26 protein-coding genes and 1 tRNA gene are annotated in these 26996 nt (G+C 60.0%); 15 read left to right on the top strand and 12 right to left on the bottom strand.

The window, feature by feature from the left end:
* Positions 1-186: 186 nt before the first annotated feature.
* From HYG82_RS25590 to HYG82_RS44270, 3 genes are all read right to left on the bottom strand, one after another.
* Positions 187-2055: a sensor histidine kinase gene (locus tag HYG82_RS25590; protein ID WP_235217825.1), complete on the bottom strand. Its 1869-nt coding sequence runs from the start codon at positions 2053-2055 to the stop codon at positions 187-189.
* A gap of 308 nt (positions 2056-2363) precedes the next feature.
* On the bottom strand, positions 2364-3797 hold the full coding sequence (locus HYG82_RS25585; RefSeq protein ID WP_179259941.1) for a histidine kinase N-terminal 7TM domain-containing protein: 1434 nt from the start codon (positions 3795-3797) through the stop codon (positions 2364-2366).
* Positions 3794-3973, bottom strand: coding sequence for a histidine kinase N-terminal 7TM domain-containing protein (locus HYG82_RS44270; protein ID WP_179264358.1), 180 nt, complete (start codon positions 3971-3973; stop codon positions 3794-3796). The genes HYG82_RS25585 and HYG82_RS44270 overlap by 4 nt, the downstream gene beginning before the upstream one ends.
* Positions 3974-4449: 476 nt before the next feature.
* On the opposite strand from HYG82_RS44270, the gene HYG82_RS25580 reads away from it, so the two are divergent.
* A complete protein-coding gene (locus HYG82_RS25580; RefSeq protein ID WP_179259940.1) occupies positions 4450-4716 on the top strand; it encodes a DUF5827 family protein in 267 nt (88 codons plus the stop codon).
* Entirely contained in the window at positions 4713-5543 is an 831-nt protein-coding gene (locus HYG82_RS25575) for an ATPase (RefSeq protein WP_179259939.1), read from the top strand. The genes HYG82_RS25580 and HYG82_RS25575 overlap by 4 nt, the downstream gene beginning before the upstream one ends.
* A gap of 110 nt (positions 5544-5653) precedes the next feature.
* On the opposite strand, the gene HYG82_RS25570 is transcribed toward HYG82_RS25575, so the two are convergent.
* The gene (locus HYG82_RS25570) at positions 5654-6232 is read right to left on the bottom strand and encodes an MBL fold metallo-hydrolase (RefSeq protein ID WP_179259938.1); all 579 of its coding nucleotides are present in this window, start codon (positions 6230-6232) and stop codon (positions 5654-5656) included.
* 187 nt (positions 6233-6419) lie between these two features.
* On the opposite strand from HYG82_RS25570, the gene HYG82_RS25565 reads away from it, so the two are divergent.
* Positions 6420-7697 (top strand): helix-turn-helix transcriptional regulator, encoded by a 1278-nt coding sequence (locus HYG82_RS25565; RefSeq protein ID WP_179259937.1) that lies wholly within the window; start codon positions 6420-6422, stop codon positions 7695-7697.
* 102 nt (positions 7698-7799) lie between these two features.
* Positions 7800-7874: transfer RNA gene (locus HYG82_RS25560), tRNA-Glu, on the top strand.
* Between the two features lie 277 nt (positions 7875-8151).
* Here the strand turns inward: HYG82_RS25560 and HYG82_RS25555 are convergent.
* From HYG82_RS25555 to HYG82_RS25540, 4 genes are all read right to left on the bottom strand, one after another.
* Positions 8152-9075 (bottom strand): sulfite exporter TauE/SafE family protein, encoded by a 924-nt coding sequence (locus tag HYG82_RS25555; RefSeq protein WP_179259936.1) that lies wholly within the window; start codon positions 9073-9075, stop codon positions 8152-8154.
* A gap of 411 nt (positions 9076-9486) precedes the next feature.
* Positions 9487-10218 carry a hypothetical protein gene (locus HYG82_RS25550; RefSeq protein WP_179259935.1) on the bottom strand — a complete coding sequence of 244 codons (732 nt, stop codon included), beginning with the start codon at positions 10216-10218 and terminating at the stop codon, positions 9487-9489.
* Positions 10215-10937, bottom strand: coding sequence for a hypothetical protein (locus HYG82_RS25545; RefSeq protein ID WP_179259934.1), 723 nt, complete (start codon positions 10935-10937; stop codon positions 10215-10217). Before HYG82_RS25545 ends, HYG82_RS25550 begins: the two co-directional genes overlap by 4 nt.
* A 1-nt stretch (position 10938) precedes the next feature.
* Complete coding sequence (locus tag HYG82_RS25540) at positions 10939-11421, bottom strand: ATP-binding cassette domain-containing protein (RefSeq protein ID WP_179259933.1); 483 nt, start codon at positions 11419-11421, stop codon at positions 10939-10941.
* Between the two features lie 15 nt (positions 11422-11436).
* On the opposite strand from HYG82_RS25540, the gene HYG82_RS25535 reads away from it, so the two are divergent.
* Positions 11437-11832: a GbsR/MarR family transcriptional regulator gene (locus HYG82_RS25535; RefSeq protein ID WP_179259932.1), complete on the top strand. Its 396-nt coding sequence runs from the start codon at positions 11437-11439 to the stop codon at positions 11830-11832.
* Positions 11833-12111: 279 nt separating this feature from the next.
* Here the strand turns inward: HYG82_RS25535 and HYG82_RS25530 are convergent, their stop codons facing one another.
* From HYG82_RS25530 to HYG82_RS25520, 3 genes are all read right to left on the bottom strand, one after another.
* Positions 12112-12693 (bottom strand): DsrE/DsrF/DrsH-like family protein, encoded by a 582-nt coding sequence (locus tag HYG82_RS25530; protein WP_179259931.1) that lies wholly within the window; start codon positions 12691-12693, stop codon positions 12112-12114.
* 1 nt (position 12694) lies between these two features.
* A complete protein-coding gene (locus tag HYG82_RS25525; protein ID WP_179259930.1) occupies positions 12695-12940 on the bottom strand; it encodes a sulfurtransferase TusA family protein in 246 nt (81 codons plus the stop codon).
* A 519-nt stretch (positions 12941-13459) separates the two neighbouring features.
* The gene (locus HYG82_RS25520; protein WP_179259929.1) at positions 13460-14155 is read right to left on the bottom strand and encodes a TMEM165/GDT1 family protein; all 696 of its coding nucleotides are present in this window, start codon (positions 14153-14155) and stop codon (positions 13460-13462) included.
* Positions 14156-14316: 161 nt separating this feature from the next.
* Here HYG82_RS25520 and HYG82_RS25515 point away from each other — a divergent pair, with 161 nt between their 5' ends.
* The 4 genes from HYG82_RS25515 (at position 14317) to HYG82_RS25500 (ending at position 20144) form a co-directional block, all read left to right on the top strand.
* On the top strand, positions 14317-16920 hold the full coding sequence (locus tag HYG82_RS25515; RefSeq protein ID WP_179259928.1) for a cation-translocating P-type ATPase: 2604 nt from the start codon (positions 14317-14319) through the stop codon (positions 16918-16920).
* Positions 16921-17431: 511 nt separating this feature from the next.
* The gene (locus tag HYG82_RS25510; protein ID WP_179259927.1) at positions 17432-18349 is read left to right on the top strand and encodes a dihydrodipicolinate synthase family protein; all 918 of its coding nucleotides are present in this window, start codon (positions 17432-17434) and stop codon (positions 18347-18349) included.
* Between the two features lie 57 nt (positions 18350-18406).
* Positions 18407-19531: an acyl-CoA dehydrogenase family protein gene (locus HYG82_RS25505; protein WP_179259926.1), complete on the top strand. Its 1125-nt coding sequence runs from the start codon at positions 18407-18409 to the stop codon at positions 19529-19531.
* 73 nt (positions 19532-19604) lie between these two features.
* A complete protein-coding gene (locus HYG82_RS25500) occupies positions 19605-20144 on the top strand; it encodes an HAD family hydrolase (RefSeq protein ID WP_179259925.1) in 540 nt (179 codons plus the stop codon).
* Between the two features lie 44 nt (positions 20145-20188).
* On the opposite strand, the gene HYG82_RS25495 is transcribed toward HYG82_RS25500, so the two are convergent.
* Positions 20189-20422: a DUF5822 domain-containing protein gene (locus HYG82_RS25495; RefSeq protein ID WP_179259924.1), complete on the bottom strand. Its 234-nt coding sequence runs from the start codon at positions 20420-20422 to the stop codon at positions 20189-20191.
* Positions 20423-20565: 143 nt separating this feature from the next.
* Here HYG82_RS25495 and panB point away from each other — a divergent pair, with 143 nt between their 5' ends.
* The 6 genes from panB (at position 20566) to HYG82_RS25465 (ending at position 26939) form a co-directional block, all read left to right on the top strand.
* Entirely contained in the window at positions 20566-21378 is an 813-nt protein-coding gene (panB, locus tag HYG82_RS25490) for a 3-methyl-2-oxobutanoate hydroxymethyltransferase (RefSeq protein ID WP_179259923.1), read from the top strand.
* Between the two features lie 242 nt (positions 21379-21620).
* The gene (locus tag HYG82_RS25485) at positions 21621-22355 is read left to right on the top strand and encodes a cupredoxin domain-containing protein (protein ID WP_179259922.1); all 735 of its coding nucleotides are present in this window, start codon (positions 21621-21623) and stop codon (positions 22353-22355) included.
* 219 nt (positions 22356-22574) lie between these two features.
* Positions 22575-23867 (top strand): DNA polymerase Y family protein, encoded by a 1293-nt coding sequence (locus HYG82_RS25480; protein WP_179259921.1) that lies wholly within the window; start codon positions 22575-22577, stop codon positions 23865-23867.
* Between the two features lie 139 nt (positions 23868-24006).
* On the top strand, positions 24007-25362 hold the full coding sequence (locus HYG82_RS25475; protein ID WP_179259920.1) for a DnaJ domain-containing protein: 1356 nt from the start codon (positions 24007-24009) through the stop codon (positions 25360-25362).
* 111 nt (positions 25363-25473) lie between these two features.
* Complete coding sequence (locus HYG82_RS25470) at positions 25474-25998, top strand: helix-turn-helix domain-containing protein (RefSeq protein ID WP_179259919.1); 525 nt, start codon at positions 25474-25476, stop codon at positions 25996-25998.
* A 71-nt stretch (positions 25999-26069) separates the two neighbouring features.
* Positions 26070-26939 (top strand): alanyl-tRNA editing protein, encoded by an 870-nt coding sequence (locus HYG82_RS25465; RefSeq protein WP_179259918.1) that lies wholly within the window; start codon positions 26070-26072, stop codon positions 26937-26939.
* The last annotated feature ends 57 nt before the right edge of the window (positions 26940-26996 follow it).

Raw genomic sequence — 26996 nt, 5'->3', positions numbered from 1 at the left:
TACTCGCTGGCCGCGAATTCGCAAACGGGGGGTGCAGTGACGGTCAACGACTACGATAGTTTCTGAGCGAGGGCTTCAGACGCAACGGAGACCCACCCCGAATCATCGCGTAGTTTCCATCACTCGAGAGACACGTTCGAGACGTTCGTTGGTAGTCGATCCTAGCGACCAATTTGCGGTTACCGGTCAGGGGGGCGACCCTGATTCTATATCGGGATCGATCGCAGAACTTTCGGAGACCGCTTCGGTGACCGGTTCGACGCCGGTAAATTCGAATCTGGCACCGCCGGTCTCGCTGTCGGTGGCGTCGACCTCCCAGTCGTGGGCGGTGGCGATTCCGTGAACGATACTCAGGCCGAACCCTGTTCCGTCTTCGTTGGTCGTGTACCCGTCTTCGAAGACCTGGTCACGGTCGTCGGGAAGGCCCCGACCGTCGTCGGCGACGTAAAACCCTGTCTGACCACTCTTCTCTTCCGAGTCGATATTCCCGACCGATACGTTGAGCGCCGAGGGATCCGAGTCGGCAGTTACGTCGCCGCTGTACGCGAACGCGGTATCGTCCGCGCCCGACTCGATCTCTGAACCCGAATCGTGGTCGGTCTGTTGACCCTGTTCGCCTGCCTCGCTCGGATCACCATTGTTCGACATGCCGTGTTCGATCGCGTTTCGAAACAGGTTCTCCAGCAGTCGCCGCGTCCGACCGGGATCGGCGAGAAACCGCTCGTCGGATGCGACCGTCAGCGTGGCGTCGCCGCTATCGACCGTCTCCCAGGCCTGCTCGGCTAGCTCTGCCAGCGTAACCGGTTCCGGATCGGAGACCTCGTCGCCTTCCCGAGCCAGGGCGAGGACGTCCTCGATGATCGCTTCCATTCGATCGTGAGACTGCTCGATTTTGTGGAGGTGCGATTCGGGGTCGTCGGCCTCGTAGGCCAACTCGAGGTAGCCGTCTGCGACGTTCAGTGGGTTTCGCAAGTCGTGGGAGACGACGTCGGCGAATCGCTCGAGGCGTTCGTTCTGGCGTTTTAGCTGGGCTTCGCGTCGCTTTCGATCGGTGATGTCGCGGACGATGAGGAGCCAGCCGACGTGGCGGTCGCGACCATCGTCGATCGGCGTCGTTCGCGCGTGAAAGTGATTGTCATCGAGTTTAAATTCGCGTTCACCGTCTGTCGGGGCTGCCGTCAGCGTTTGGTACTCATCGTGTAACCTGGGATAGTCGGAGAACAGCGAACCGATGTTCTCTCCGATCGGAGACGATTCGATATCCTCGAGGAGCGTTCGTCCGACCGGGTTGACGTCGATCAATCGGTCGTCCCTGTCGAGAACGAAGACGCCGTCCGAAACGTGATCGAGCACGCGGTCGCGGGCGATCGGCACGATATCGGTCAGCCGATAGCGGATGATCGCGACCGAGTACAACGTCCCGCCGACGATGAATCCGATCGGCGTCAAGTCGACCTCTGCCGAACTGAAAACAGTTAACACGTTCATCGCCCACGTGAATGCCGTTCCGACGAGCAGGCCACCCGACTGTCCTCGATACAGCGACTTCGAATTGTAGAGCATCTCGACGATCATCAGCGAAAACGCCGTGAGAAGGACGTACGAGTAGACGGTGTGAAGCACGAAACCGAGTCCTATGTCGATAATAACGCCGGATGGAACCGTCGGATCCGGTTCGACCGTTGCGAAGAAAAAGTCCCGAGGATTCACATACGCGAGTACGATGACGAGAATCGGTTCGATCGAGAGCAGACCGACGATTTCGGGACGAACGAATCGTTCGCGCCCGCTATACTCGAGGGCAAACAGAAGCATTGAGGCGACGACTGGACCCACGCCGAAGTAGATCGATTTTCGAAAGAAAACCGAAAGGGCAAAACTGTCAACGATGGTCGCAAGAAAGAGCGAACCGGCCCAGACAGCAGAAGCGAACATAAACACGGCCAGCCAAACAGCACCCTTTTTCTCTCGATGACGGAATATAATGCTACAAACGAGGAGTGCCGTAACGGCCGCAATGGCGTAGATCGCCTGTGCCATCCCGTGCCCGACCATTACTGGAACGTACTGATACGTAACGTTACTAAAGTATACTGGCAATATAGTACTCATTGAAACGATGGACCCACCGTTCGCACTGCTGCGGCAAGCGAGTACTCGCTGGCCGCGACTTCGCGAGCGGGGTCGGCAATGACGATCAACGACTGCGAGAGAGGGATAAGAATACCCTCGCGGGTAGTCTCCGGCAAGGAGGCGGCGTGACGAATGTGATTCACAGAGCAGGAGACAGAAACAACCCAGTCTCGGAAGCCGGTCGATCGAACGACCGTCTCCACATCTGACGGCCTCAGTTCACCCACCGGTCAGGAGGATGCGGGCTTTCCCTCTGAATCGGGACTGACCACCGAATCCGATGGGCCAGTATCTGTGACTGTCTCGACACCGAGGAACTCGAATCCGGCACCGTCGGCCTCGCCTACGGTGGCGTCGACCTCCCAGTCGTGGGCGGTGGCGATTCCGCGGACGATACGCAGGCCAAATCCCGTCCCTTTTGCGTCAGTGGTGTAGCCATCTTCGAAGACGCGGTCTCTGTCAGCAGGAAGTCCTCGGCCATCATCCGCTACGTAAAATCCAGCGCTCTCATCGGTCGTATCCAGTTCGAGATTGCCAACTTCGACGTGGAGCGGAGAGCCACCCGAGCCGCTAGCGCCGTCCGTTCCGTCTGGGTCGGAATCGTCTGTCCTGCCATGTTCGATCGCGTTCCGAAACAGATTCTCGAGCAGTCGCCGCATCCGACCGGGATCGGCGAGAAACGGCTTGTCGGATGCAACCGTCAGCGTGGCGTCGCCGCTATCGACGGTCGCCCAGGCCCGCTCAGCTAGCTCTCCCAGTGCGACCGGCTCTGTGTCAGAGACGGCGTCGCCTTCTCGAGCTATCGTAAGGACGTCCTCGATGATCGCTTCCATTCGATCGTGAGACTGCTCGATTTTGTGGAGGTGCGATTCGGGGTCGTCGGCCTCGGAGGCCAACTCGAGGTAGCCGTCAGCGACGTTCAGTGGGTTTCGCAAGTCGTGGGAGACGACGTCGGCGAATCGCTCGAGGCGCTCGTTCTGGCGTTTTAGCTGGGCTTCGCGTCGCTTTCGATCGGTGACGTCGCGGATGATGAGGAGCCAGCCGACGTGGCGGTCGCGACCATCGTCGATCGGCGTCACCTGTGCGTAAAAGTAGTCGCCATCGAGTTCGATCTCGCGCTCGTCGTCGGTCCGGATTTCGGTCAGTGCTGCGTATTCGTCCTTGAGCTTCGGAACGGGAGCGAACAGCGAATCGACGCGTTCTCCGATCGGAGCGGAATCGAGATCTTGGAGAAGGGTTCGACCGACCGGATTGACGTCGATCAATCGGTCGTCCCTGTCGAGAACGAAGACGCCGTCCGAAACGTGATCGAGCACGCGATCGCGGGCGATCGGCACGATATCGGTCAGCCGATAGCGGATGATCGCGACCGAGTACAGCGTCCCGCTGAGGATGACCCCGATCGGCGTCAAATGAATGTCGACCAAACCGAAGATCGTGATTACGTTCAGAGCTAAGGTACATATCGTTCCGGTGAACAGAGCGAGCGCCTGTCCCCGGTACAGCGACTGCGAATTATATAACAGTTCGACGATCATCAGCGTAAACGCCGTAAGAAGGACGTACGAGTAGACGGTGTGATGCGCGAATCCAGGTCCCAGTTCGATCCGACGCCGGTCGGCGTCGTCGGATCCCGTGCGAGCGATGTGTAAAAAATATCTCACGGATTCGAAAACACGAGCGCAACGACGACGATTGGTTCGATCGAGAGCAGCGCGATTATTCTGGGATGAACGAACCGTTCGCGGCCGGTATACTCGAGTCCGAAACGGAACGCTGCGGCGACAGAGAGGACGACGCCGACGTAGAGTGACTGTTGGAAGAAAAGGAAAGTGCAAATCCGTCAACGATCGTGGCGAGAAAGAGCGAACCAGCCCAGATAGCCGAGCCAAACATGTAAATGGCTATTCGTTCAGCGCCTTTCCTGCCTCTATAACTATGTATTTTTAATCCGACGAAAAGTGCAGTGGCGGTTGAGAGACCGTAGATTAGTTGTATTAACCCATTACCTCCCGCCATTAGGAACTGATGATATGTTTGGAAATAAAACTTTATCAGCCCACCGGGACCGGAGGGTGCAGGTTTCTGGGGTCTGTGTGCTTTGTCTCTTTTAATTCGTCGGTTTGGTTTCGTACCGCAGTCGTCAGCTCTCGAAACTCCTAAGAAATACCGTTTCCGTACACGGTAGTATCATCGTACGGAATACCGCCGTATCCATCCGTCGACGATCGTCCGTTTTCGAGGACTATCTCGCGTCGTTCGGTACGGGCGGGGTCGAACGAACGATTTAGGCATCGGCCGCCAGTACGTCAGCGTATGCCCGTCCCGAAATCCGAATTCGAGAACCTTCCGCCGTGTGACTTCTACACACCCGAGGAACTCCTCGAGACCGATCACATGTACACTGTCTACGAAATCGCACGCTTATTACAGGGCCTCGAGCCCGAAGCCGATATCGACCGAGAGACCGAAGATATTCTGCTCGACTGGGCAATTCCGTGGATTATGACCAACGCGGATGATCTCGTCGTCGCCGAGCCTCGGTCTGAAGACGAGCCGGGCTACTACGGACTGAAAGAATGATCCTCCTTGTGGTCGGCGCCGATCGGGTCGACGCCGGCAAGACGACGTTTTCGACCGGTTTGCTCTATCGGACTGGCGCAGTCGGCTACAAACCACGCGCCGGGAACGATTTCTGGTTCGACCACGACGACTGTCTGCGGGCGATCACCGACGGCCGGCTCTACGGCAAGGACGCTGCTCGTCTTTCGTCAGCTGATGGCCGCGGCAGGCCACCCGAGGAATTGAATCCCGTCCATCGCCTCTGGCAACCCACACCGGGCGGCGGAAACGGCTTGCTCGGTCGAACCGATCGCGAGTTCGTCGTCGACCGCATCGGACGAAGCGACGACGAACCGCTTTTCGTTCGCAATGCCACTGCCGACGTCCCCGACGCGGTGGCCGATGCGCTCCCGCTCGAGGACGCGATTTCCGTCGACACGGTAGAAGAGTTCAATGCCCTCGCCGAACGGGAGTACGTTCCAACGTTCGAGCGACTGGCCAACGAGATCGAAAGGGCCGACGTCGCCGTCGTCGAGTCGTACAGCGACATCGCGCTCCCTCTTGCGTCGGTAGATCCAGCATCGATCGCTGCCGTCGCAGCTGTCGAACCCGGCCGCGTACGGATTTATTCGGGCGATCGCTACTGCCGCGCATGCGAAATTGCCCGCTCGAGCCCGAAAGACGGCGTCCTCGAAAAGCGCGTTGCTCACGTCCTCGATTATCTCGATCCGCTCGACGTTCTTCACCTGCCGGCACTCAGCAGCGACGGTCGAGCCGACCCTGAACGGATCGCACTCGCGTACGGGGAAGCTTACGACGCATTACTTGAATCCGCTGGACAGGTGTAACCGGTCTCCGTCGGTGGACCGACGGAAGCCGTTCGAACATCTCCAGAGGGGATTCAACCGTCCGATATCGATTCGTACGGGGTCCTTACGGCGGTCGTCGGCGAATTGGATTACCTCTGGCGGGCCATCTGCGCCGAGAGTTCGACGTGTTCGTACGGATTCGTCGATACGCTCGGTCCGTGGCCGGTATGCATCTCCTCGAGGTCGGGACTGATTCGCTCGAGGACACGATCGATGCTTTCGATCAGGGTCCCTCTGTCACCTTCCTCGAGGTCGGTCCGACCGAAGCTTCCGTTCTGGAAGACGAGATCGCCAGCGAATAACACGCCAGCCGTCTCGGAGTAAAAACAGAGGTGGTCGTTTTTGTGGCCCGGCGTGTAAAGAGCGACGTACTCGTGGTCGCCTAATTGAATGCGTTCCTCGTCGGCGATGGCGTGATCGACGCCGTCGATCGACGCGTCGTACCCCCATGCGTCTATCCCGAAGTCGTTCGTGACCGGCCCGAGATTGCCGACGTGATCGCGGTGTGTGTGCGTGAGAACGACCGCCTCGAGTTCGTCGACTCGAGAGCGAATGGCGTCGACGACGTCGAAATTCGCTCCCGTATCGACGAGGACGGGTCGATCGCCGGTCACGAGAAAGACGTTGCTCGTAAAGGCCTGAACTCCCTGCGCGAGGTTGCTGATCATGGACCCTCGTATGCGGTCGATCGATTTGTGGGTATCGACATGGTGGCAGACGCCAGAGAACGAACGAATTTAGGCTTCATACGCTGTAGGACGCTATCTCTGGGGATTAGGCGGTCGATCGGTGCGTTTTCGTCACCCCCTTCATATTCACAAGGATTTTTAGCTACGGCACGTAGTGGGTAGACGAATGAATCGGCCGGTCTCCGTCGGACTCGTCGTTCTCGCCATCCTCGCATCGGTCGTCGGCGCCAGCGGATCTGTCGTCCTGGCGACTACGGGATCGGCTGTTCAGTCGACGGCGGATACGACCGCCGACGGGGGGAACCCGACCGCGGTGGCCACCACCCCTGAGCCTAACAAATTCGTTTCACAGGACACACAGAACTTCGACACCACGACCTTCGAAATCGTCGTCCACGAGAACGGGAGTGCGACGTGGACCTTCCGTCACGAACAGCGGTTCTCGAACGACGAGAACGCGACCGCGGCTCGGAAAAACTTCGAATCGTTCGCCGACGAGTTCGAAGCCAACGAAACCGGACTGTACGACCGATTTCAAAACCAGTCACGGCTGCTGACCGAAACAGGAGCTCAGGAGACGGGTCGCGAAATGAAGGCGACGAACTTTCGCCGATCCGCACGCGTCGAAGAACAGTTTACAGCGACGGGGGTCGTCGAAATGTCTTTTCTGTGGACGAATTTCGCCAAAACCGAGAGTGGGCAGGTCCACGCCGGTGATGCCTTTCAGGATATTTACCTTGCCTCCGATCAATCGATCGTCATCGAGGCGGGAGGCGACCTCAGTTTTCACAGCGTCGAACCCGATGGTAAGTACGCTGGCAACTCGCTCGAGAACGCAGATTCGGTCCGGTGGAGCGGCGAGCGCGAGTTCGTCGACGGGCGTCCGCGCGCGATTTTCGACCATCCCGACGGCAGCGACATCGGCACCGGGGGCAGCGATCTCTCTTCGCCGAACAGAGGCGACGGTTTCATACGATACGTCGTGGGTGGACTCGTGGTTATCGGTGCTGCTATCGCAGTAGCCGTCTGGTACCGACGATACGGTCCCGGTTCCGTGCGGTCCGCCGAAAAAACGGCCGATCGATCGCCAGGAGCAACATCGGCGTCTGCGGCCGGTGGCGCATCGAGTGGGGCAGCCAAGGATACCGAACAGAACCGTCACGCGCCGGGCGAATCCGACGATCGACGAGAATCTACGCCGTTTTCTGAGGAGGAACTATTGACGGACGAAGACCGTGTCGTGAAGCTCATTCAGGAAAACGGTGGTCGGATGAAACAGGTCAACATCGTCGACGAAACAGGGTGGTCGAAGTCGAAAGTGAGTATGCTCCTCTCTGATATGGAGGACGACGGAACGATCAGCAAACTCCGGGTCGGCCGCGAAAACATCATCAGCCTCGAGGGCTTCGAACCCGAAGCGACGAAGTCACCGTTCGACGAATAGCGGACGTCAACGTCCGTGCCTATGCGAGGAACCGCCATGCCTGAATCGAAACGGAATCCTTAAACATCGTTCTGCGCTACGATAAAATGCGTTGACCGGCGCGCTCCGATAGTGTAGTCCGGCCAATCATATTGCCCTCTCACGGCAATGACCTGGGTTCGAATCCCAGTCGGAGCATTCACTTTCTGTCGGTTTCACATCGAATACCGATTTCGGCACGTCACTGTGAACTGTACATTTACTCGCCCGAAAACCGATTACGCGTGCCCGTTCGACTCGAGAATACTGCCAGCCCGGACAGCTCAGAAACCAGGGTCGGACTGGTGAGAACAGGAAATTCGCTTCTACGTTCGTGGCCTCGGCCCGGTGAGTGGTTTTGTCGGTTGAGCAGTGCACTCCGGATTTGATACCGAACGGCCGCGTAGATTAGACCAATTGATATGAACTGTGGCGCCTAGAAGAACAGTGCGGGAACGGTGTTCCGGAAGATATTGATCGAGATGATAAACAGCAGTCCGACGACGAACCAGTTGAACGTCTCCTGGTCGACCTCGAGTCGGCGGAGGTACGTGCCGAAAAGTAGCCCGACGATCGTGACTACGGCGATCACCGATCCGAGCCACAGTCGATAGGTCGTCAGCAGGTCGGTGAAAAGCCCCATCTGCACGATTCGAATGGTGAACACCGTTCCGAGAACCATCGAGAGGCCGCCGATGTATCGCTCTGCGTCGCGCTCGAACGTGTGGAAATAAACGGGGAGGAGCGGGCCGAGGTTCGCGACGGCCAGCAAAAACCCCTCGAGGAAGCCGGCAGTGCCGAGTGCAACTGGGTGGTGGGCCTCTTCGACGGTCACGAAATTCTGGATGAACTGGAAGACGACGTAGCCGAAAATAATCAAACCGATGACGAAGGGGACGATGGGGCCGGCGCTGAATTCGGCCAGAAAGACGACGCCGATTACCGTTCCAACGACGGCCAGCAACATGAGCTGCCATTCTTCGCGAACGAAGGAAAGCCCCGTATCGGTTTCTCCGATCTGGAACATGTTGATCATCCACGGCGGAATCGCCAGAACGACGACTGCAAAGGTCGGATCGATCACCGTTGCGAAGATCGGGGTCGTAATAAGGGCGTAGCCGAATCCAATCATACCCTTGACAGCACCGGCAGCGATCGCGACGAGAAGGAACGCTGCGAGCAGTCCAAGCGACACGTCTGACTGGATACCAGCACCCACGTTTTCAGTTCCCGGGAAGAAAACGATCGATCCCGCGACCACGCTGAGCGTGGCGAAGACCATCATCACCTCCCGATATCTGAACTCGAGGAGATTCGTGACGAATCGGTTGACGTTTACTGTAGATTCTGACGCGCTCATAGAGTGACGAATTCCGGATGGGTCGAACGGCCCACCCTGGTTACGAAGGGGGTAGTGAACGGCCCCGTATCGATCTGTTCGATTCGGCGAGATATTCTGACTGATAGGTCGACGACGGACCGGTAGAACGTCCGATAGAAATCCCTTTCGCACCGGTATCGGGCTGTTCTCGAGCAATCGTGTCGTCAGAGATTGGCACAATTATTACCTCAGTCTGAACGACATGTCTCGCGTGCAGGTCCTGTGGCGAAACGGGATCGGTGTTCCGACGGGGCCGAATTTTCGTTGTCGAACCGAGACAGTGCGATCATCCGGTTTCGCGCCCGGGGACTGACAGCGTTTTCGTGGACTATTCGCCGGGATGGGGCGATACGATCTCGACTCAGGTCGTGGTGTAAATAGCTCGAAGCGCTAGACGCGGACCGACCGAGAGAACGAGGCGACGGCAAGTGCCCCGAAGACGGTGAGGACACCGAGGCTCCACACGAGCGGTTCGAGGTCGACCTGCTGACTGAAACCGGCGTCCATCGCGAGACGAAGCGGATAGTAACCGGGTGCGAGCGTGGCCGCATTCGGCGTCTCCGTCGCCAGTGGATTCTGGAAGAGGAACAGGTCGATCATCGACCCAAAGAGCACGAGGTAGACGCCAGGGAGCTTGACCAGTAGTGTGCCGACTGTGACGCCAAACGTGCCGTAGATGAGGGCCGTAAGGAGGACTGCAGCGGCGAACCAACCGAGCCGTTCGGGCGCGAATGCGACGCGCATTACGCCAACGGCGGCCAGCGTGGCAATCGTGCTTATCCCGGTTAACAGTGCAAGACGGGCGAGTATCACCTCGAACGGGCGATGACCTGCGATGACGAGTCTCGCGTCGGCGTCGGCAGTCGAACGTATCAGAAAGAGGCCAGAGATGCCCGCAAGCAACGACGCGACCATCGGCGTGGTGAACGCGGGAAACACCTCCGCGAGACTTACACGCACCGTCTCACCACCGACGAGTTCGAAGGCCACCGTCGAGTCGGGGGCGACGTACGTGAAGACGCCGACGAGGTAGGCAGGCAAGAACACGAGCAATCCGAGCAGAACCGGGGTGCGCCTGATCTGTCGGGCGCCCATCGCGAACGAAACTGCCATCCGACTCATGCCAGCATCCCCTCCTCACCGGTGACGGAGACAAACGCAACGAACGCAGCGACGAGAAGTACAGCCACGTACGAAAGCGCCGGCACGAGGTGGCCTCCGTCTAGCGTTCCCTCGAGAACGGCGGCCTCGAAGAGTGCGTGTGGATGGTAGAGGGGAGCGATTTCGGCGATCGATCCCACGTCGAACAGGTCGCTCGACAGGACGTTGTCGAGGTCGGCGAGGAACACGAGGACGAGCGATCCCTCGAGGTCGCTTGGGAGCAACGTCCCCACGAGCACTCCGAGGAGGCCGTACAATAGTCCGGCGAGCACCAGTATACCGAACGCGAGCGCGGGCGCTGCGACGTCGGTTCGCCACGAGAAGATCCCGAAGGCGATCGCGGCACCGATACCGGAGACCGCGAGCATCGTTGCGAGGCGAGTAGCGAGGAGACGGTGACGGGGGTACCCACACAGTGCGAGTCGCTCGTCACCGCTCCTCGCGCTGATCACTTGGAAGAGACCGATCAGTCCGGCGAGGAAGGCGACGGCGAACAGCGTTCCGGTCATCCGACCGACCGTGATGGGATCGGCGTTCAGTCCGGTGAGCGCCGGGAACGATTCCATCGCAGTCCCATAGGTTTCGATGGCGACCGGGGGTAGAAAGACAAGCATCGCCAACGTGGTCGGCTGTCGCGCGAACTCCACGAGACGAGCCCTGGTTCCGGTTATCGCTCGCATCTCAGGCCACCTCGTCGGGGTACAGTCGTCCGTCGCGGAGTTCGTAGATTCTATCGAAGCGTTCGCGCTCGTTGATGAGATGGCTGATGACTGCGATCGCGGTCCCGCGCTCGACGAGGTCTTCGGTGAGGTCCCAGAACGCGAGGTACGTGTCCCAGTCGAAACCTGTGTAGGGTTCGTCGAGCAGCAAAACGTCAGGGTCGTGCATCAACGCGATGCCGAGGTTGACCTTTTGACGGTTGCCTCCGGAGAGATGATCGATTCGGCAGTCGAGGAATCGCTCAAAATCGAGCGTAGAGGCGAGTCTGTTGCGAGCAGTCGCGATATCCTCGTCGGTCATCCCGTATGCCTCCCCGAAGAGACTGAAAGTTTCCGTGATCGTGAGTCGGTCGTACAACAGTCCCTCCTGGGGACACCATCCGATTCGACCGCTCGCCTCGACAGTTCCCTCGTCCGCGTCGAGCGCACCGACGAGAATCTTCATTTCGAAAACGAACCGGTGTCTCTCGACGAACTGGTCGAGCAAAGCGGATATGCCAAGTCCACGGTAAGCACCGCGATGAAAACGATGGAGCGGCTTCACCTCGTTCACAGACGATCTATTCCCGGTGAAGGAAAGAAAGCGTATTACGAAGCCGAAACCGACTTCTGGCACGTTCTGCAGGAGTTCCTGCGGAGGGAAGTCCAACGCGAGATAGACGTCATGACACGGGCGCTCGAGTCAGCCGAAGCACAGTTGGAATCGATCGATTCGGAGCGTGCTGATGACGATCTCGAGCAGATCCGTTCCCTAAAGACGATGTACGAGCGGAGTCAGACGCTGGTGAACGTACTCACAGGCAGTTCGACCGAGCGTCTTACCGGTCTACTCAATCGGTTGCGGCGTTCTGAGTGAACCATTCGAACTCGCACCTGTCGGGGCGATGCCGGACGTGAAGCAAATTACGGACGTCCGGATCGAATGAACGATTACGCTCGACTCGAATGCGGGGTCCCGGTCGCTGTCGGAGTCGACTTCGATTGGAGTGACGATCCAACGACGAAGTAAACAGCTTCGGGGGCAGTGTGTCCGAGGAAGTGGTTGAACGGTATATCGGGGAGACGGACCACTAGGCCGAGTGTCGGGCTTCATCTCTGCGCCCGGTGACGCGGGGAACCAGCCCTCGCAGGTTGTTTAGACCAGTAATTGGACATCGGACTCGGCCATATGCTGGATTGCCGTCGCCGCCCCGACGCCAGTCGTTACGTCGTAGAAATCGTCCTCGTCGTAGTCCATCAGTTCGATCGTCATCTGACAGGCCTGAAGGTCGACGCCGCTTTCAAGCGAAAGGTCGATCAGTTCTTCGATGGTGGCCGTGCCGTTATCGTCGATCCGCTTTTGCATCATCTTCGTGGCCATCGTGTCCATCCCGGGAAGTGCAGCGAGAGCGTTCGGCATTGGCATGTTCGGGTTACCGACGGCGCTCAGCTTGAGGTTACTCGATTTCTCCTCGTGAAGGATATCGAGTCCCCAGAAGGTATGGAAGACGACAACGTCCCAGCCGAAGGCGGCCGCCGTACTCGCGAGGATGAGCGGCGGGTAGGCCATGTCGAAACTGCCCTGGGTGGCGACGATCGTCATCTTTTGCTGGTCGTCACCGGCATCCATGTCGGCGATCGACTCTTCGAGCTCCTCGACGCGATCGCGGAGGGCCTGAACCTCCGTAGCCTCGACTTCGCTTTCGTCGACCGACGTCGTGGGGTTGTCCGTACTCATGTTACGAGGTTTTTTGCACGTAGTGTTTGTACACGTCGCCGTCCTCGACCTGCTCTAAAAGTTCGACGCCGTCGGTGCCGGTCGCCCAGCCATCGATGTCGCTCATACTGCCCGAATCCGTCGCGATAACTTCGAGCACCTCCGTGGCTTCCAGATCGTCGATAGCCTGCTTCGTCTTCACGATGGGCATCGGGCACGACTGTCCTTTTACGTCGAGCGTCTCTGACACAGTGTATTCGGAACTCATGGTATTTTGTGCTCTGTATTGGAGCTACCACACAATATTGTTCACATCCATAAAAGCATATCGGTTGCGGCATAGAGTCTGAGAATCCTTGGATCGGCTTGCAATGAGATGCAAGTTACAGATTGTTTTCTCACTTGCGCATTCGGCTATCTTATCGCCTGCCTACACGGAACTGGTCTTGCAAAAATCACGTAATACTATTTGCTACGTACGACAAAAGCTACTGATCATACTGTGAAATTACATGTCATACCAGTGAATTCCATCACCGAGATCAAGAACATTACGGACTTCCAACTCCTGATGTCCGCGTACGTTCCGTCTCGGAATGGGTATCGCCGTCGGCGCAAGTACGTTCTGGAGGTTCATCTCTGGCGACTGCACCTCGGCGGCGCTGTGTCGGCGTCGGCCGGGGAGCTCACGGCCATCTGTTCCGGCACAGGCTGTGCTCTCTCTCGTTTGCGACCGATTCCGCCGAACGGGCGCCGACCACGCTCCCCTTCTTGTCGCTCTCGACAGTTAGATCGGGAGAAGTGAGACCTCGAAGAGGTACTGCGAGCCGATGTCGGCAGCGAACAACAGAAACATCGCTGCCGATGCGCGCAGCACCCACGTGAGATTCAGGTAGCGCGTGGTCCGCGAGAAAAAGACCGCCGTCGCGAGGCTTACCGGAACGATGGCGAGCATTTCGCCGAACCAGATCGCCGGATCAGCTCCGTACCGGGCGGCGAGACTGATGGTGATCAACTGCGTTTTGTCGCCAAATTCGGCGATCCCCATCGTCACGAACGAAGACACGTAGCCGTTTGCGCCCGAGGAACTGTTCAGTTCCGTCCCGAGCAGACCTCCCTCGTCGATGTCGCGATCGACCCCGCGATTGCCGCCGTCACTGTGTGGATCTCCTGGGTCGGTTCGCCGACCGTCATCGCCACTCTTCGCTTTATTCCCGGTATACAAGATCCATACGGCAAAGAAGACGAACAGAAAAGCTGTAAGCGCATCGAGATATACGACTGGAACGGAGCCTTTGAGCGCCTCACCGAGGAGTATCTCGAGGCCGGTCCAGATACCGAAAGCCGTGGCTGCCCCGGCGACGACGACGTACGGGCTGTACATCGTCGCGAGACCCGCGATTACGAGCTGGCCTTTTTCTCCGGGCAGGGCGAGCAGTTGTAATAGAAAAGCTGTTGCGAATACCTCGAGCCACCCCGCCATGGGAAGGCAATAACGGACTGGCCGTTTGAACGCTTCGAGTCGAGAGTCCTGGGATGAGAGATCTACTTTGGGATTATTTGAGGACGCGATGGCGCGTTTATCACCATCTTTGCCGAAGCGCCGTGGTATGTCTATGGGCTTTCAGAACAAAGCATCGGGCAATGAGCGAGTCGCCATACGACGTCTCGTCGGACCGGGTTCTCGAGGACCTCGAGTCACGACACGAGGGGTTGACGAGCGAGGAAGCGCGTCGGCGACGGGAGGAATACGGCGAGAACGAGATCATCCGGAGCGGTGGCCGGTCGTGGGTCGAAATCCTCCTCGCGCAATTCGATAGCGTTCTGATCTGGGTGTTGCTGGCGGCGGCCGGCCTTTCGATCTGGGCGAGCCACGGCGTCGACGCGGTTCTGATCGGCATCATCGTCGTGGCAAACGGACTCTTCGGGTTCGTACAGGATTACCGAGCCGAGCAGAGCCTCGAGTCGCTTCGCCAACTGGCAGCGCCGACTGCAACCGTTCGCAGGATGGGCGAATCGCTCACAATCGATGCGACACGACTCGTCCCCGGTGACGTCGTCGTGCTGCGCGGCGGAGACGTCGTCCCAGCCGACGGCCGATTGCTCGAGGAAACCGACCTCGAGATAGACGAGGCGGCGCTGACGGGTGAAAGCGTACCGGTAACGAAATCCACCGATTCAGTCGAGTTAGAGACTCCCCTCGCAGAGCGCGAGTGCATGGTCTACAAGGGAACGAACGTCACCCGTGGGAAGGGCGTCGCAGTCGTCACCGACACCGGGATGGAGACGGCAGTCGGCGAAATCGCCCGGGTGCTCGCTGGGACCGAAGAGACGGAAACGCCGCTTCAGGGAGAACTCGATCGATTGGGTCGCACTCTCGGGATCGGCGTTGTCGTCCTCTCCCTGCTAGTCGGTCCGCTGTTGGTCCTACGCGGGACGGGTGCGATTCAGGCCGCGCTGACCGCAGTGTCGCTCGCCGTCGCTGCGATCCCCGAAGGGTTACCGGCGGTCGTCACGCTGACCCTCGCTCTCGGCGTCCGCCGGATGTCGTACGAAAACGCGCTCGTTCGCCGACTTCCGGCAGTAGAGGCCCTCGGTGCCGTCGACGTCGTCTGTACCGACAAAACCGGCACGCTCACGAAGGGACAGATGACCGTTAGCAGGCTCTGGGTTAACGACACCGTCACCCACGTTGGCGTCGCCGAGAACGAACCGGACCGTTCGACCGTTCCTGACCCGGATTCGGTTTCGATTCGCGAGGAACTGCTCCTGCGAATCGGCGTGCTCTGTAACGACTCGACCCTCGAGGACGGTGACCCGACCGAGCAAGCGTTGATCGAGGCGGCGGATCGGTGGGGACTCGACCGCGAGTCGCTTCGAGACGCGAACCCTCGAACCGGCGAGATTCCGTTCTCCTCGGAACGGAAATGGATGGGGACAGTCCACGACGACCGAGGGTACGTCAAGGGTGCCCCGGAGGTCGTCCTCGCAAACTGCGATCGAATTCTGACCACGGATGGCTCAGCGCCCCTGACCGACGATCGACGCGACCGAATAGAGACGGTCGTTCGTACCTTCGGCGACGATGCGCTTCGCGTTCTCGCGATGGCATATCGGGACGAGCCGGCCGGTCCAGACGATCTAACGGGTGGGCTGACGTTCGTGGGGCTAACCGGGATGATAGACCCCCCGCGGACGGAAGTCGCCGACGCGATCGCGGCAACGACGGGCGCCGGCATCGACGTCAAGATGGTAACCGGTGACAACGTCCAAACCGCCAGCGCGATCGCCGAGACGCTCGGGATCGGAAGCGAGGTGCTCGAGGGACGGGAGATCGAGCGGATGGATGACGTGACGCTGCGCGAGAGGGTCGAATCCGTCGACGTCTTCGCCCGAGCATCGCCCGAGCACAAGGTTCGAATACTGCGCGCTCTCCAGGACCGCGATCACAACGTCGCGATGACGGGAGATGGGGTCAACGATGCACCGGCGCTGAAAAACGCCGACGTCGGCGTAGCGATGGGGGTCCGCGGGACGGACGTCGCCAGACAGGCTTCGGACATCATCTTGCTGGACGACGATTACGCGACGATCGAGCGGGCCGTCGAGCGCGGACGGATGATTTTCGATAACATCTGGAAATTCGTCGCCTATCTGCTGAGCGCGAACGTCGCCGAGGTCGCGCTCGTTTTCCTCGCTTCGCTGTCCGGTTATCTCATCCTGCCGGCCGTACAGTTACTGTGGATCAACCTGCTGACCGACGGATTGCCGGCGCTCGCACTTGGTGCTGACCCGAAAAGCGGCGACGTAATGGACCGACAACCACGCGATCCAGATCGAGGGATCATCAGCCAAGAGATGCTCGGACTGATTGGAGGAACCGGAATGGTTACCACAGCCGTCATGCTCGCGCTCATGTTCGTTACACTCGAGGGTGCTGCTACTGTCACCCCCTACGCGATGACGATGGTGTTTACGGGTTTCGTCTTCCTCGAATTCGAGAAGCTCTACGTCATCCGCTGGCTACGCGAGACGCCGACGCTATCTAATCGGTGGCTCGCAACCGCAGTCGCGGCGTCGATCGGTCTGCAGCTTACGGTGCTTTACACGCCGCTCAACCGGTACTTCGGGACGGTTCCACTCGGCGTCGCAGACTGGGGTCTCATAGCGGCCATCCTCGCCGTCTGTCTACCTGCATATGTCGGAATCGCAGTCGTCGTCAGACGAGTAGCCGGTGAGACGGGGTGATCAGCGAAAAACGGTTCCCGGATCGAGATTTCGAACGGAACTGAGCCACTCGTCTGCCAGTCGTCGTACCCGGATCGTTTCACTTCGGGATGGGGGTGTGCAGTTCACTCGAGGGCGTCCGTCGTCTCTACTGGTCGATACCGTCGTGGATGACGCGACCCGAACCAGTCGTCGAGCAGTGCCACGGGGTTATCGGGTACGTGGTGAGTTTCCTCGTTGTTAGACGCTATTGGTACTCCACTGGCACATATTCGACCACGGCGGGGCACTCATCGAGAGCCTCGAAGAGGCCTCGGGGCAGCTCAGTAGCGTGATCTGACCGAGGTCCAGTCGACGTCGTCGAGGCGATCGGCGGTTCGAAACGCGGGGGATCGATCCCTTTCGATGATTGCTTCCTCTCACCGTGCTGTTGCGCTCGTTGGTCCGCCGCTAGCATCTGTACAATCCGTCCGTGCAGCCGACCCGGACTGCCGGCCCGCAGTTTTTGACGCTACCCGTCGGAGAGGAGAGCATGGCGTATCACGATCCCGGAACCGCCGACCCACTGTCGCTTCGCGGCGTCGTTCCACCGACCGTCACCGCGTTTCAAGATGACGAGTCCGTCGATTACGAGACCACCGCTGCCCACGCCCGGTTCGTCGTCGATCGTGGCGCTCACGCCGTTTTCCCCCTCGGGACGAACGGCGAGTTCCCGCTACTCTCGAGCGAAGAACGAGATCGAGTCGTCGAAGCCGTCGTCGACGAAGTCGGCGGTGAGGTGCCGGTCATCGCAGGTGTCGGTTCCCCTAGTACCTATCGGACGGTCGCCCACGCCGAACATGCCGAATCTGTCGGTGCGGACGGAATCGTCGTCGTTACGCCGTACTACTACCCGCTGGACCACGAGGGTGCGCTCGAGCATTATCGGCGAATTGCGGATGCCACTTCCCTGCCGATGTACGTCTACCACATTCCGAGCAAAACGGGCAACGAACTCTCGCTCGAGACGCTGGCAGACCTCGCCGAAATCGACTCCCTCGTGGGGTGTAAAGACTCGAGCAAGAACGTCCCCTGGCTCGCACAGGCCGTCGATGCACATCCCGAGATGACCTTCCTCGCAGGGTCGGACTCACTCGTCTTCGCGGGTCTCGAAGTTGGCTGTTCGGGCGCGGTCAGCGCCGTCGCCAATGCGTTCCCCGAACTGGTTGTCGACTGTTATCAGGCCTACAACGACGGTGACGAGGATCGTGCGTGCGACATACAGAGCGACATTTTCCGCGTTCGAGATGCGTTCAAGACCGGCGGCGCGTACATGTCCGGCGTCAAGACGGCGCTCAGAATGCGCGGGTTCGACGCCGGCCCGTTGCGGAGTCCGCTCCGGCTAAAAGACGATGACTCCGCGGCGAAGATGCGGGCCCAACTCGAGGAACTCGATCTAGATGGGCTCTGACCGCTCGCCGTCTTCCGATGCCACGGAGACTTTTATCGCGGCCCTCGAATGGCCGTCATGGAACTCACCGAGGAACAGACGGCGGTCCGGGACGTCGTCCGGGAGTACGCTCGCGACGAGATCAGGCCGGCCACCTTGGAGGCGGACAGTGAACAGGAATTTCCCGAAGCGGTCTGGGACGGTCTTGCCGACCTCGATCTCACGGGTCTGACGGTTCCCCAGAAATACGGGGGCTACGACGCGGACCCGGTGACCGCGGCCGTGGTCAACGAGGAGGTCGCGTACGGAATGTTAGCCGTTGCGACGGCGCTGTCGGTTCACTCGCTGGCGACCTCCTGTCTCGCGGAGTTCGGGAGCGAGGAACAGCAAGAGCGGTGGCTGCCCGACATGGCGGAGGGACGCCCTGTGGGCGCGTTCGCGCTTTCGGAGCCCCACGCTGGGTCGAACCCCGCAGAAATGACGACGGAGGCTCGCAGGGAGGGCGACGAATATGTTATCGACGGCGAGAAACAGTGGATCACGAACGGCGAGCGCGCGGGGGTCTACATTTTGTTCGCAAAGACCGACCGCGACGATCCGTCGACGGTTACCCAGTTCCTCGTTCCCGGCGACGTCGACGGATTGACCGTCGGCGAGAAAGAAGACAAACTGGGCCTGCGAGCGAGCGATACCACGAGCCTGACCTTCGATGGCGCACGGATTCCTGCCGAAAACCGATTGACTGAGGAGGGGTCTGGGCTGTCTGCCGCGTTCCACATCCTTACCGGCGGTCGCATCGCGATTGCTGCCCAATCAGTCGGGCTCGCCCAGTGTGCCTTCGATGAGGCGCGTTCCTACAGTCAGGAACGCGACCAGTTCGGCGGACCGATCGGGGACATCCAGACAATCCGCCACAAACTCGCCGAGATGGCGACTCGGATCAGGGCCGCCCGCTTGCTGACGCGAGACGCCGCACGGAAACGCGCTGCGGGTGGTGCGGCGCTCGAGGCGAGTATGGCGAAGTATTTCGCGAGCGAAACGGCGATGTTCGCTGCTAACGAGGCGGTTCAGATCCACGGCGGCTACGGATACGTCACCGAGGGCGAGGTCGAACGCCTCTACCGCGACGCCAAGATCACCGAAATCTACGAGGGGACGACCGAAATTCAAAAACAGGTGATCGCACGCGAGTTGCTCGAGTGAGTATCGCCAGTCCTCGAGTTGTGAAATACAGGTGGGCGAACAGTATATTCGTTCGCAACACCTATCGAGAACCGTGACCGGTTACGACGCCATCGTCTACGATCTGGACGGAACCCTCGTCAATCTCGACGTCGACTGGAAAGCCGTCGCCAATGATGTCCGTGAGGTATACCGACGTGCGAACATCGAACCGCCGTGCGACGGCCTCTGGGACATGCTCGAGATGGCGACGGACGCAGGACTCGTCACCGAAGTGGAGTCAGCCATCGCGGCTCACGAACACGACGGGGCGCGGACATCGGACAGGCTCCCCCACGCCGACGAACTCCTCGAGCAATCCGTTCCGTCGGGCGTCTGTTCGTTGAACTGCGAGCAGGCCTGTCGAATTGCACTCGACGAGCACGCGCTCGAGTCGGCTGTCAATGCGGTCGTCGGGCGGGATACGATCGGAACGTGGAAGCCTGATCCGGAACCGCTGCTTGCGACTATTCGTGAACTCGACGCCCACCCCCAGCGAGCGCTCTTCGTCGGTGACTCCATGCGAGACAGACGGACCGCGAAACGAGCGAACGTCGACTTTGAGTACGTTGGCGAGGGTCCGTCGGGAGTCTAAGAGTTGGCGGTCCGGACTCACCCTCCCGTTCGATAGTACGTCAGTTACCGCTGGTTCCGTCTCGCGTACACGAACACCGTTATCGACGTGAGTAACCAGACGAGGGCGCCGACTCGAATCGCGAATTCGACGCGATCGCCCCACGTCGGTAGCGTTACAGTCGTCGACAGGCCGGCGACGAGGGGCGCGCCGATCAGGATCGTCAGGACGAACGTCGTCTGCATCACCCAGCCGTAATCGACGCCGTCGGGCGAGGTCGTTTCGACTCGTTCTGGCACGCGTGAGTATGTTTCCCCACTCCTCTTAAGCGACGCGGGTGCAGGATCGCGTTCGAGATGTCATCTCTGCGGTGAGCGAGAACTCGGCTTCATCCGTGAACTGATAGCAACGACGTTTAATCATGGGAGTCCAACATATGTGTATGCCTACCGTCCGAGATATCGCAATGAAAGCAGGCGAGGAACCGATCACGATGTTAACGGCCTACGATGCGCCGACGGCTGCAATCATCGACGATGTCGGCGTCGACATCGTCCTCGTCGGTGACAGCCTCGGAAACACGAACCTCGGCTACGAAACGACGCTTCCAGTGACTGTCGACGATATGGCCCGTCACACCGGCGCGGTCGCGCGGGCGACCGATGACGCCCTCGTCGTCGCAGACATGCCGTTTCTGTCGATCGGCGTCGACGAGCAAGCGAGCCTCGAGAACGCCGGCCGAATGCTCCAGGAAGAGGACGCACACGCGGTGAAACTCGAGTGTGGCCCACACACTGTCGACCTGACCGAAAAGATGAGCCAGATCGGAATTCCAGTGATGGCCCACCTCGGGCTGACACCACAGCACGTCAACAAGTACGGAGGCTATCCCCGACAGGGAACCGATCGAGACACGGCAAAGCGAATTTTCGAACTGGCGAAAGCCCACGAAGACGCGGGTGCGTTTTCGCTGGTCCTCGAACACGTTCCTTCGAACCTCGCGGCGGAGGTCACGGCGGCGCTCGACATCCCGACCATCGGAATCGGTGCCGGTCCCGACTGCAACGGACAGGTTCTCGTGGTCGACGATGCTGTGGGCCTTAGCGACTGGTCACCGTCGTTCTCGAAGCAATTCGGAAACGTCCGCGAGGAAATGGAGTCGGCCGTAGACGCCTACGTGACAGCCGTGGAATCCGGCGAGTTCCCTGCAAAGGAACACAGTCACGAGGAAAGCGATCTCGAGGACATTTACTGAACCGATTACGATCGAACCGAGATCGCTTGGTCGAGGGCCGGAAACAACGGATACGGGTGACGTGGCATCCGATACTATCGTCGATCGTCTGATCCATCGTCTGATATGCTGCCCTGATTGACCTCTTTCGAAAACGAGCGGACCAGCGACATGCCACTATACGTGACAATAGTGTTACAACAACGAATTAGACGTACGATAGCCCGTCATAACTATTTTCCAGAACGAGATTGACAGGGTGCATGGACCGACGACAGGTTCTGAAGGCGGCAGGCGCAACGTCGACGATTCCGCTCGCGTCTGAACCAGGTGTGGCGAGCGGTGACGACCGGCCCACCAGTAGCCGAGACCGACGCGCGTGTCCACAACCGCATTGTATTCACCCGGTGTTCGGCTATACAGGTCTCGAAGAAGACGAACAACTGCCGCAATCGATGCGGCCCGACTACGAAGTCGATCTTCGAATCCGACCACGAGAGAACCGACCGGTGCCGGAGTTTTTCTTCGATCCGACGGGACTCATCGTCGAAACCGGTGACGTCGTTCGATTCGATTTTGCGACTCCAGAACACACCGTCACCGCCTATCATCCGAATCTCGGTCGCCAGCGACGCATCCCCGAGGGCGTGCCACCGTTTTCCTCCCCTGTACTGGGGATGAACGCGTTCTGGCTCTACCGGTTCGACGAACCGGGCGTCTACGACGTTCTCTGCGCACCGCACGAGATATACGGAATGGTGGCGCGAATCGTCGTCGGAGAGCCGACGGCCGATTTCGGTCCGAAGGGGAACGTAAAGACCGACGGCGGCGAAGTGGAACTCCGGCCGCCGGCTCTTACCGCTGCGCTTGTGTACGATGATCCGATGATGGACCCAATGACCATCGCGGCTCAAGGGACCGTAAACTGGGCCGACCTCGCGTCCGAGAGCAAGCGACTCCTGGTCGAATTCCCGGAACCGGCGGGAGAATCGGACTGATCGAGCAGAAATCCCAGGATGGCGACCGTCCGTACTGCTTACGGACCTGGACGGCGGTATTACCGGCGCAACGTTCACATACGTACGGCTATCGTAGCACGGGCGCAACGTTCACATACGTACGGCTATCGTAGCACAGGCACAACGTTCACATACGTGCGGCTATCGTAGCGCGGGCGCAACGTTCACGTTCGTCCGGACGAATCGACCGGTAGACGAATGTCCGATGGGCCGCGGCTACCGGGCGTCGAGGACGAAGACGAGGGAGACCGAATCGTCTGTCACGTCGACGCCGACTGCTTCTACGCCTCCTGCGAGCGACTTCGCGAGCCCGAACTTCGCGGCGAACCCGTCGTCGTCGGCATGGGTTACGAGGAAGGCGAAACCGTCGGCGCGGTCGCCACCGCCAGTTACGAGGCCCGCGAGTTCGGGGTCGAGAGCGCTCAAGCTATCTCGACGGCGCTCGAGCGACTGCCCAGACGCGCGGTATACGAGAACGGGGCCGTCGATGATCCGGACCTCGAGCGCGAACAGACGGGCTACTATCGACCAGTCGACATGGACTATTACGAGTCGGTCGCGGCCGACGTGCGGGAAATCCTTCACGATTGTGCCGACACCGTCCGCGAAGTGAGCATCGACGAAGCCTACCTCGACGTGACAGACCGGACTGCCTGGGCGGTCGCAGACGGCTTCGCCCGCCATATCAAAGACCGCATCCGCCGAGAAGTCGGCGTAGACGTCAGCGTTGGCGTCGCTCCGTCGATGGCCGCTGCCAAGATCGCCAGCGACTTCGACAAACCGGACGGACTCACGGTCGTCAAACCGGGCGAGATCCGGGACTTTCTTGCTCCGCTCGAGGTCGACCTGTTGCACGGTGTCGGCCCCGTGACCGCTCGCGAACTTCGGGAGATGGGCCTCGAGACGGCGGGTGACGTCGCCGCGGCTAATCCCGAGCCGTTAGTCGACCGGTTCGGCGAACGGGGCCGAGAGTTGTACGACCGAGCACGCGGTGAAGACGACCGGCGGGTCGAGCCCACGGGAGATCCGAAGAGTTTCTCCCGGGAGTCCGCGTTCGCCGAACCGGTCGACGCACCGGCCTCGAAATACGAACAGATCGAAACGCTCGCCTCGGCAGTCGCCGATCGTGCACGACGCGAGGGCGCACTGTACCGGACGATCGGTGTCAAGGCCGTCACGCCGCCATACGACGTTAACACGCGCGAACGGTCGCTCCCCGGCCCGGTCGACGATCCCGATCTGGTCGATCGCATCGCTCACGACCTGTTCGCGGAGTTCGAGGACGTACCCGTCCGCAAACTCGGCGTTCGAGTGGCCAACCTCGAGTTCGCTGCCGAAGATCAGGCCAGCCTCGAAAGCTGGGAAGAAAACTCGGGCAGTACTGACGTCAAAACGGACGACGCGACGGACGAAGACGATTCAGATCTGGACTCTGCTTCGCTTTGCGGGACTCGCACGGCCGGTCAGTCGACGCTCGCCGATTTTACGTAACCGGGATTCGAGCCGAACAATGGCCGAAATACCCACGTATCTCGAGCAACGACTGATACTGAACCGACAGAAAAGAACACTGAAATTATAACCCCGCCCCAACAATCCCAGTAGCAGACCACACCGTCTTTACGCTCACATGACAGAGGATTTTTATGACCTTCTCGAGATCTCGTCTGATGCCTCCCAGGACGAGATCAAGAACGCCTATCGCGAACAGGTCCGCGTCTACCACCCAGATCTGAACGACGACGACCGGGCACAAGCACAGTTCACTGCGGTCAAAACGGCCTACGACATTCTCGGCGATCCGGTCGAACGGCAGGCGTACGACAGGCTCGGACACGAAGACTACGTCGCAAAACGGACGAGCGGCCTTCCCTCACCCGACGTCTGGAAGAGCGACGATACCGAAGCGGACGAATCGGACTCGAGCGGGACTGAACTTCGATACTCGGAATCGGAAGCGGAATCGGAAGCGGAATCGGAAGCGGCATCCGCATCTGCGACGACATCGTCGGCGAACACGGCGACGGCCGGATCGGCGACCTCGAACCGATCGGCTTCCGCAACCGGTTCGGGTGGGACGACGGCGAACGTCAGCGCAGGTGCGGCATCGGCCTCGGGTGGAACGACCGCCGCCTCGAGTGGGACGGGAACGAATAGCGGACACGGCCCCGGGCCCGAAAACGGAACTACGGGCGGAACTACTGCGCAACGGACCGGTCGAACTACGGGCTCGGACGGTAGAACGGTTCGCGGTACCGGTCGGGCGACCGAATCGGGAACGCGATCCCCATCCCGATCGAGCACCGCAGCCGACAACCCGCTTGTCCGCTGGTGGGGGCGACAGAATTTCTCTCTCCCACTGATCTGGCTCTCGGTGATCGTCTACGTAACCGGTATCGGTCACTTCGGTATGGCCAATCGAGGCGCTATCGAAGGGCTCTGGACCGAAATCAGTGCGATGGGCACCGATCCGTCAGGTATCTGGACCCTGCTCGCAGAGAGCCGCCACGGAATCGAGACGACGGTTGGGTTCGTACGGGATGTCGAATTCGTGACGCCACCCGTCGAGTCGACGCTCTGGTTCGGCGGATTAGTTGGTGTCGTGGCACTTGCTCTGTGTGCCCTTCTCGTCACTCGTCTCGTTCGACGGGACGACACGTGGGGCGCGGTAACGATCAACGAGACGATCGTCGTCGCGCTGGCGATGGGAGCGACGACGACTCTCGTCGGCGGTCCCCTGCTCGCAGGAACGGTTCTCATGCCGTTTTTGTTCGGTGTGATCGTCCGTCACACCAGACGCCTGCCCGGCTGGGAGCCATCGTATCTCTACGTAATCCCGGTTCTCGCTCCGATTGCCGGCTTCGCCGCTGGGGCGACCGGGATCGCTTCGCTTCCCGTCGATATCGTTGCGTTCGTGATTTTCCCGCTGGTCGGTGGGCTGGCGCTTCCGTTGCGAACGACTGTCAGGAAGCACTTCGGTCGGTAGCTCCTCCTCCAGTTCCGGGTGATCTCTTCTGGGGCTGCCACTGTCGGATCGAAGGAACCGCACCGTCTGCGCTACCGATTAGTTGAAATGGCGGAGATGCTAAACTGTCGCATGGCCAAATACTCGACCGGTTCGTCCAGCGGTGGCGGCGGGACGAACTGCGAACTCTGTGGGACGGAAAGTGACTCGCTCAGACTCGCGTCGGTCGCCGGTGCCGAACTCGAGGTTTGTCCGGACTGTGCACCGCACGACGACTCGCAGACGCACGGCCGTGATCGAAATCAGGGCGGGCAGAGCACGAGCGGTGAAATGAGCGACGAGCCGAGTCGGAAGCAGAAGGCCGCTCAAAACGTCGCAAAGGCAAATCCGGTCTGGGACAGCGACTCCGAACACTGGGAGAGCGAGGGGACCAACTACGACGAGGATCCGCTCCCGTATCTCGTCTCGGAGTACAGCGAAAAGCTAGTCGAGGCCCGACAGGCTGCCGGACTGAAACGCGAGGAACTCGCCGACGAACTCGGCGCGCCCGAAACGGAAATTCTCGCCGTAGAACAGGGCCGAGCGACGCAAGCCGGCGTCGGCGGCGGCCTGATCGAGGCACTCGAGGACCGTCTCGACGTGACTCTCGCAGAGTAAGCGACTTTTTTTCACCGACAGTGACGTTCACGGCGAGCAGACTTTTAACGGCTGCCGACAGACTCAAACCGATGACCGGGCAACGGGCGGCAGTGGAGCCGTACGCCACGCGGTTCGAGACCGAAGTGACCTCGATAGACGGACGTCGCGTCTGGCTCGAGCGAAGTCATTTTTTCGGTGCCAGCGCCGGTCAGCCGGCCGATCGCGGTACCATCGGCGATATCGACGTCGCGAACGTCGAACTGGTCGACGGCGAACCGGTTCACGTCCTCGACGTGGACCCATCGTTTCGGACGGGCCACCGAGTGCTGTGTTCGGTCGAGTGGTCGTTCCGAATGTACTGTATGCGTGCCCATACCGCCAGTCACATCCTGGCGGGGGCCGCGGACAGACTTCTCGACGGTTCAACGGTTGCTGGTCTCGATATCGGGCCGGAGACGGTCCGGGTCGATCTGGAGACGAGTGCGACCCTCGACGACGAGACAGTGATCGAACTGGACGAAATCGTCAACCGGGTAATCTGGGAATCGCGGCCGGTGTCGTGGGACGACGTCCCGATTTCGGCTGCACGCGAGCGCGACGGAATCTCTTTCGATGCTGATCGCAACCACGCTGCAGTAAAGCGGGGACGTGTTCGTATCGTCACCATCGAAGACGAGAACGACAACCCTCGCGGAAACCGCCTTGCCAGCGCCAACGGACCGGCGGATCCATGGGACATGACAGCATGTGGCGGAACCCACGTCCGGAACACGCGCGAAGTCGGACCCGTTACGGTTCTCGGCCACTCTAGCCCGGCCGAAAGCGTGACCCGAGTCGAGTTCGCAGTCGGTCCGCGGGCGATCAACCGTCGGACCGCCGAGAAGCGAGCTGCGTTTGCCGCGACGGCGGCACTCGATTCCGAGATCGACGACGTACCGGACGAACTCAAACGGGTGTGAGCAGATACTGATTTGAGCGGACTACGGGTCTGAGCGAACTATTTTTCGTATAGCCTC

The sequence above is a fragment of the Natrinema halophilum genome, assembly GCF_013402815.2.
GTDB lineage: Archaea > Halobacteriota > Halobacteria > Halobacteriales > Natrialbaceae > Natrinema > Natrinema halophilum.
The sequence above is the reverse complement of the archived record's forward strand: the minus strand, read 5'-3'. Positions and strand labels throughout refer to the sequence as shown.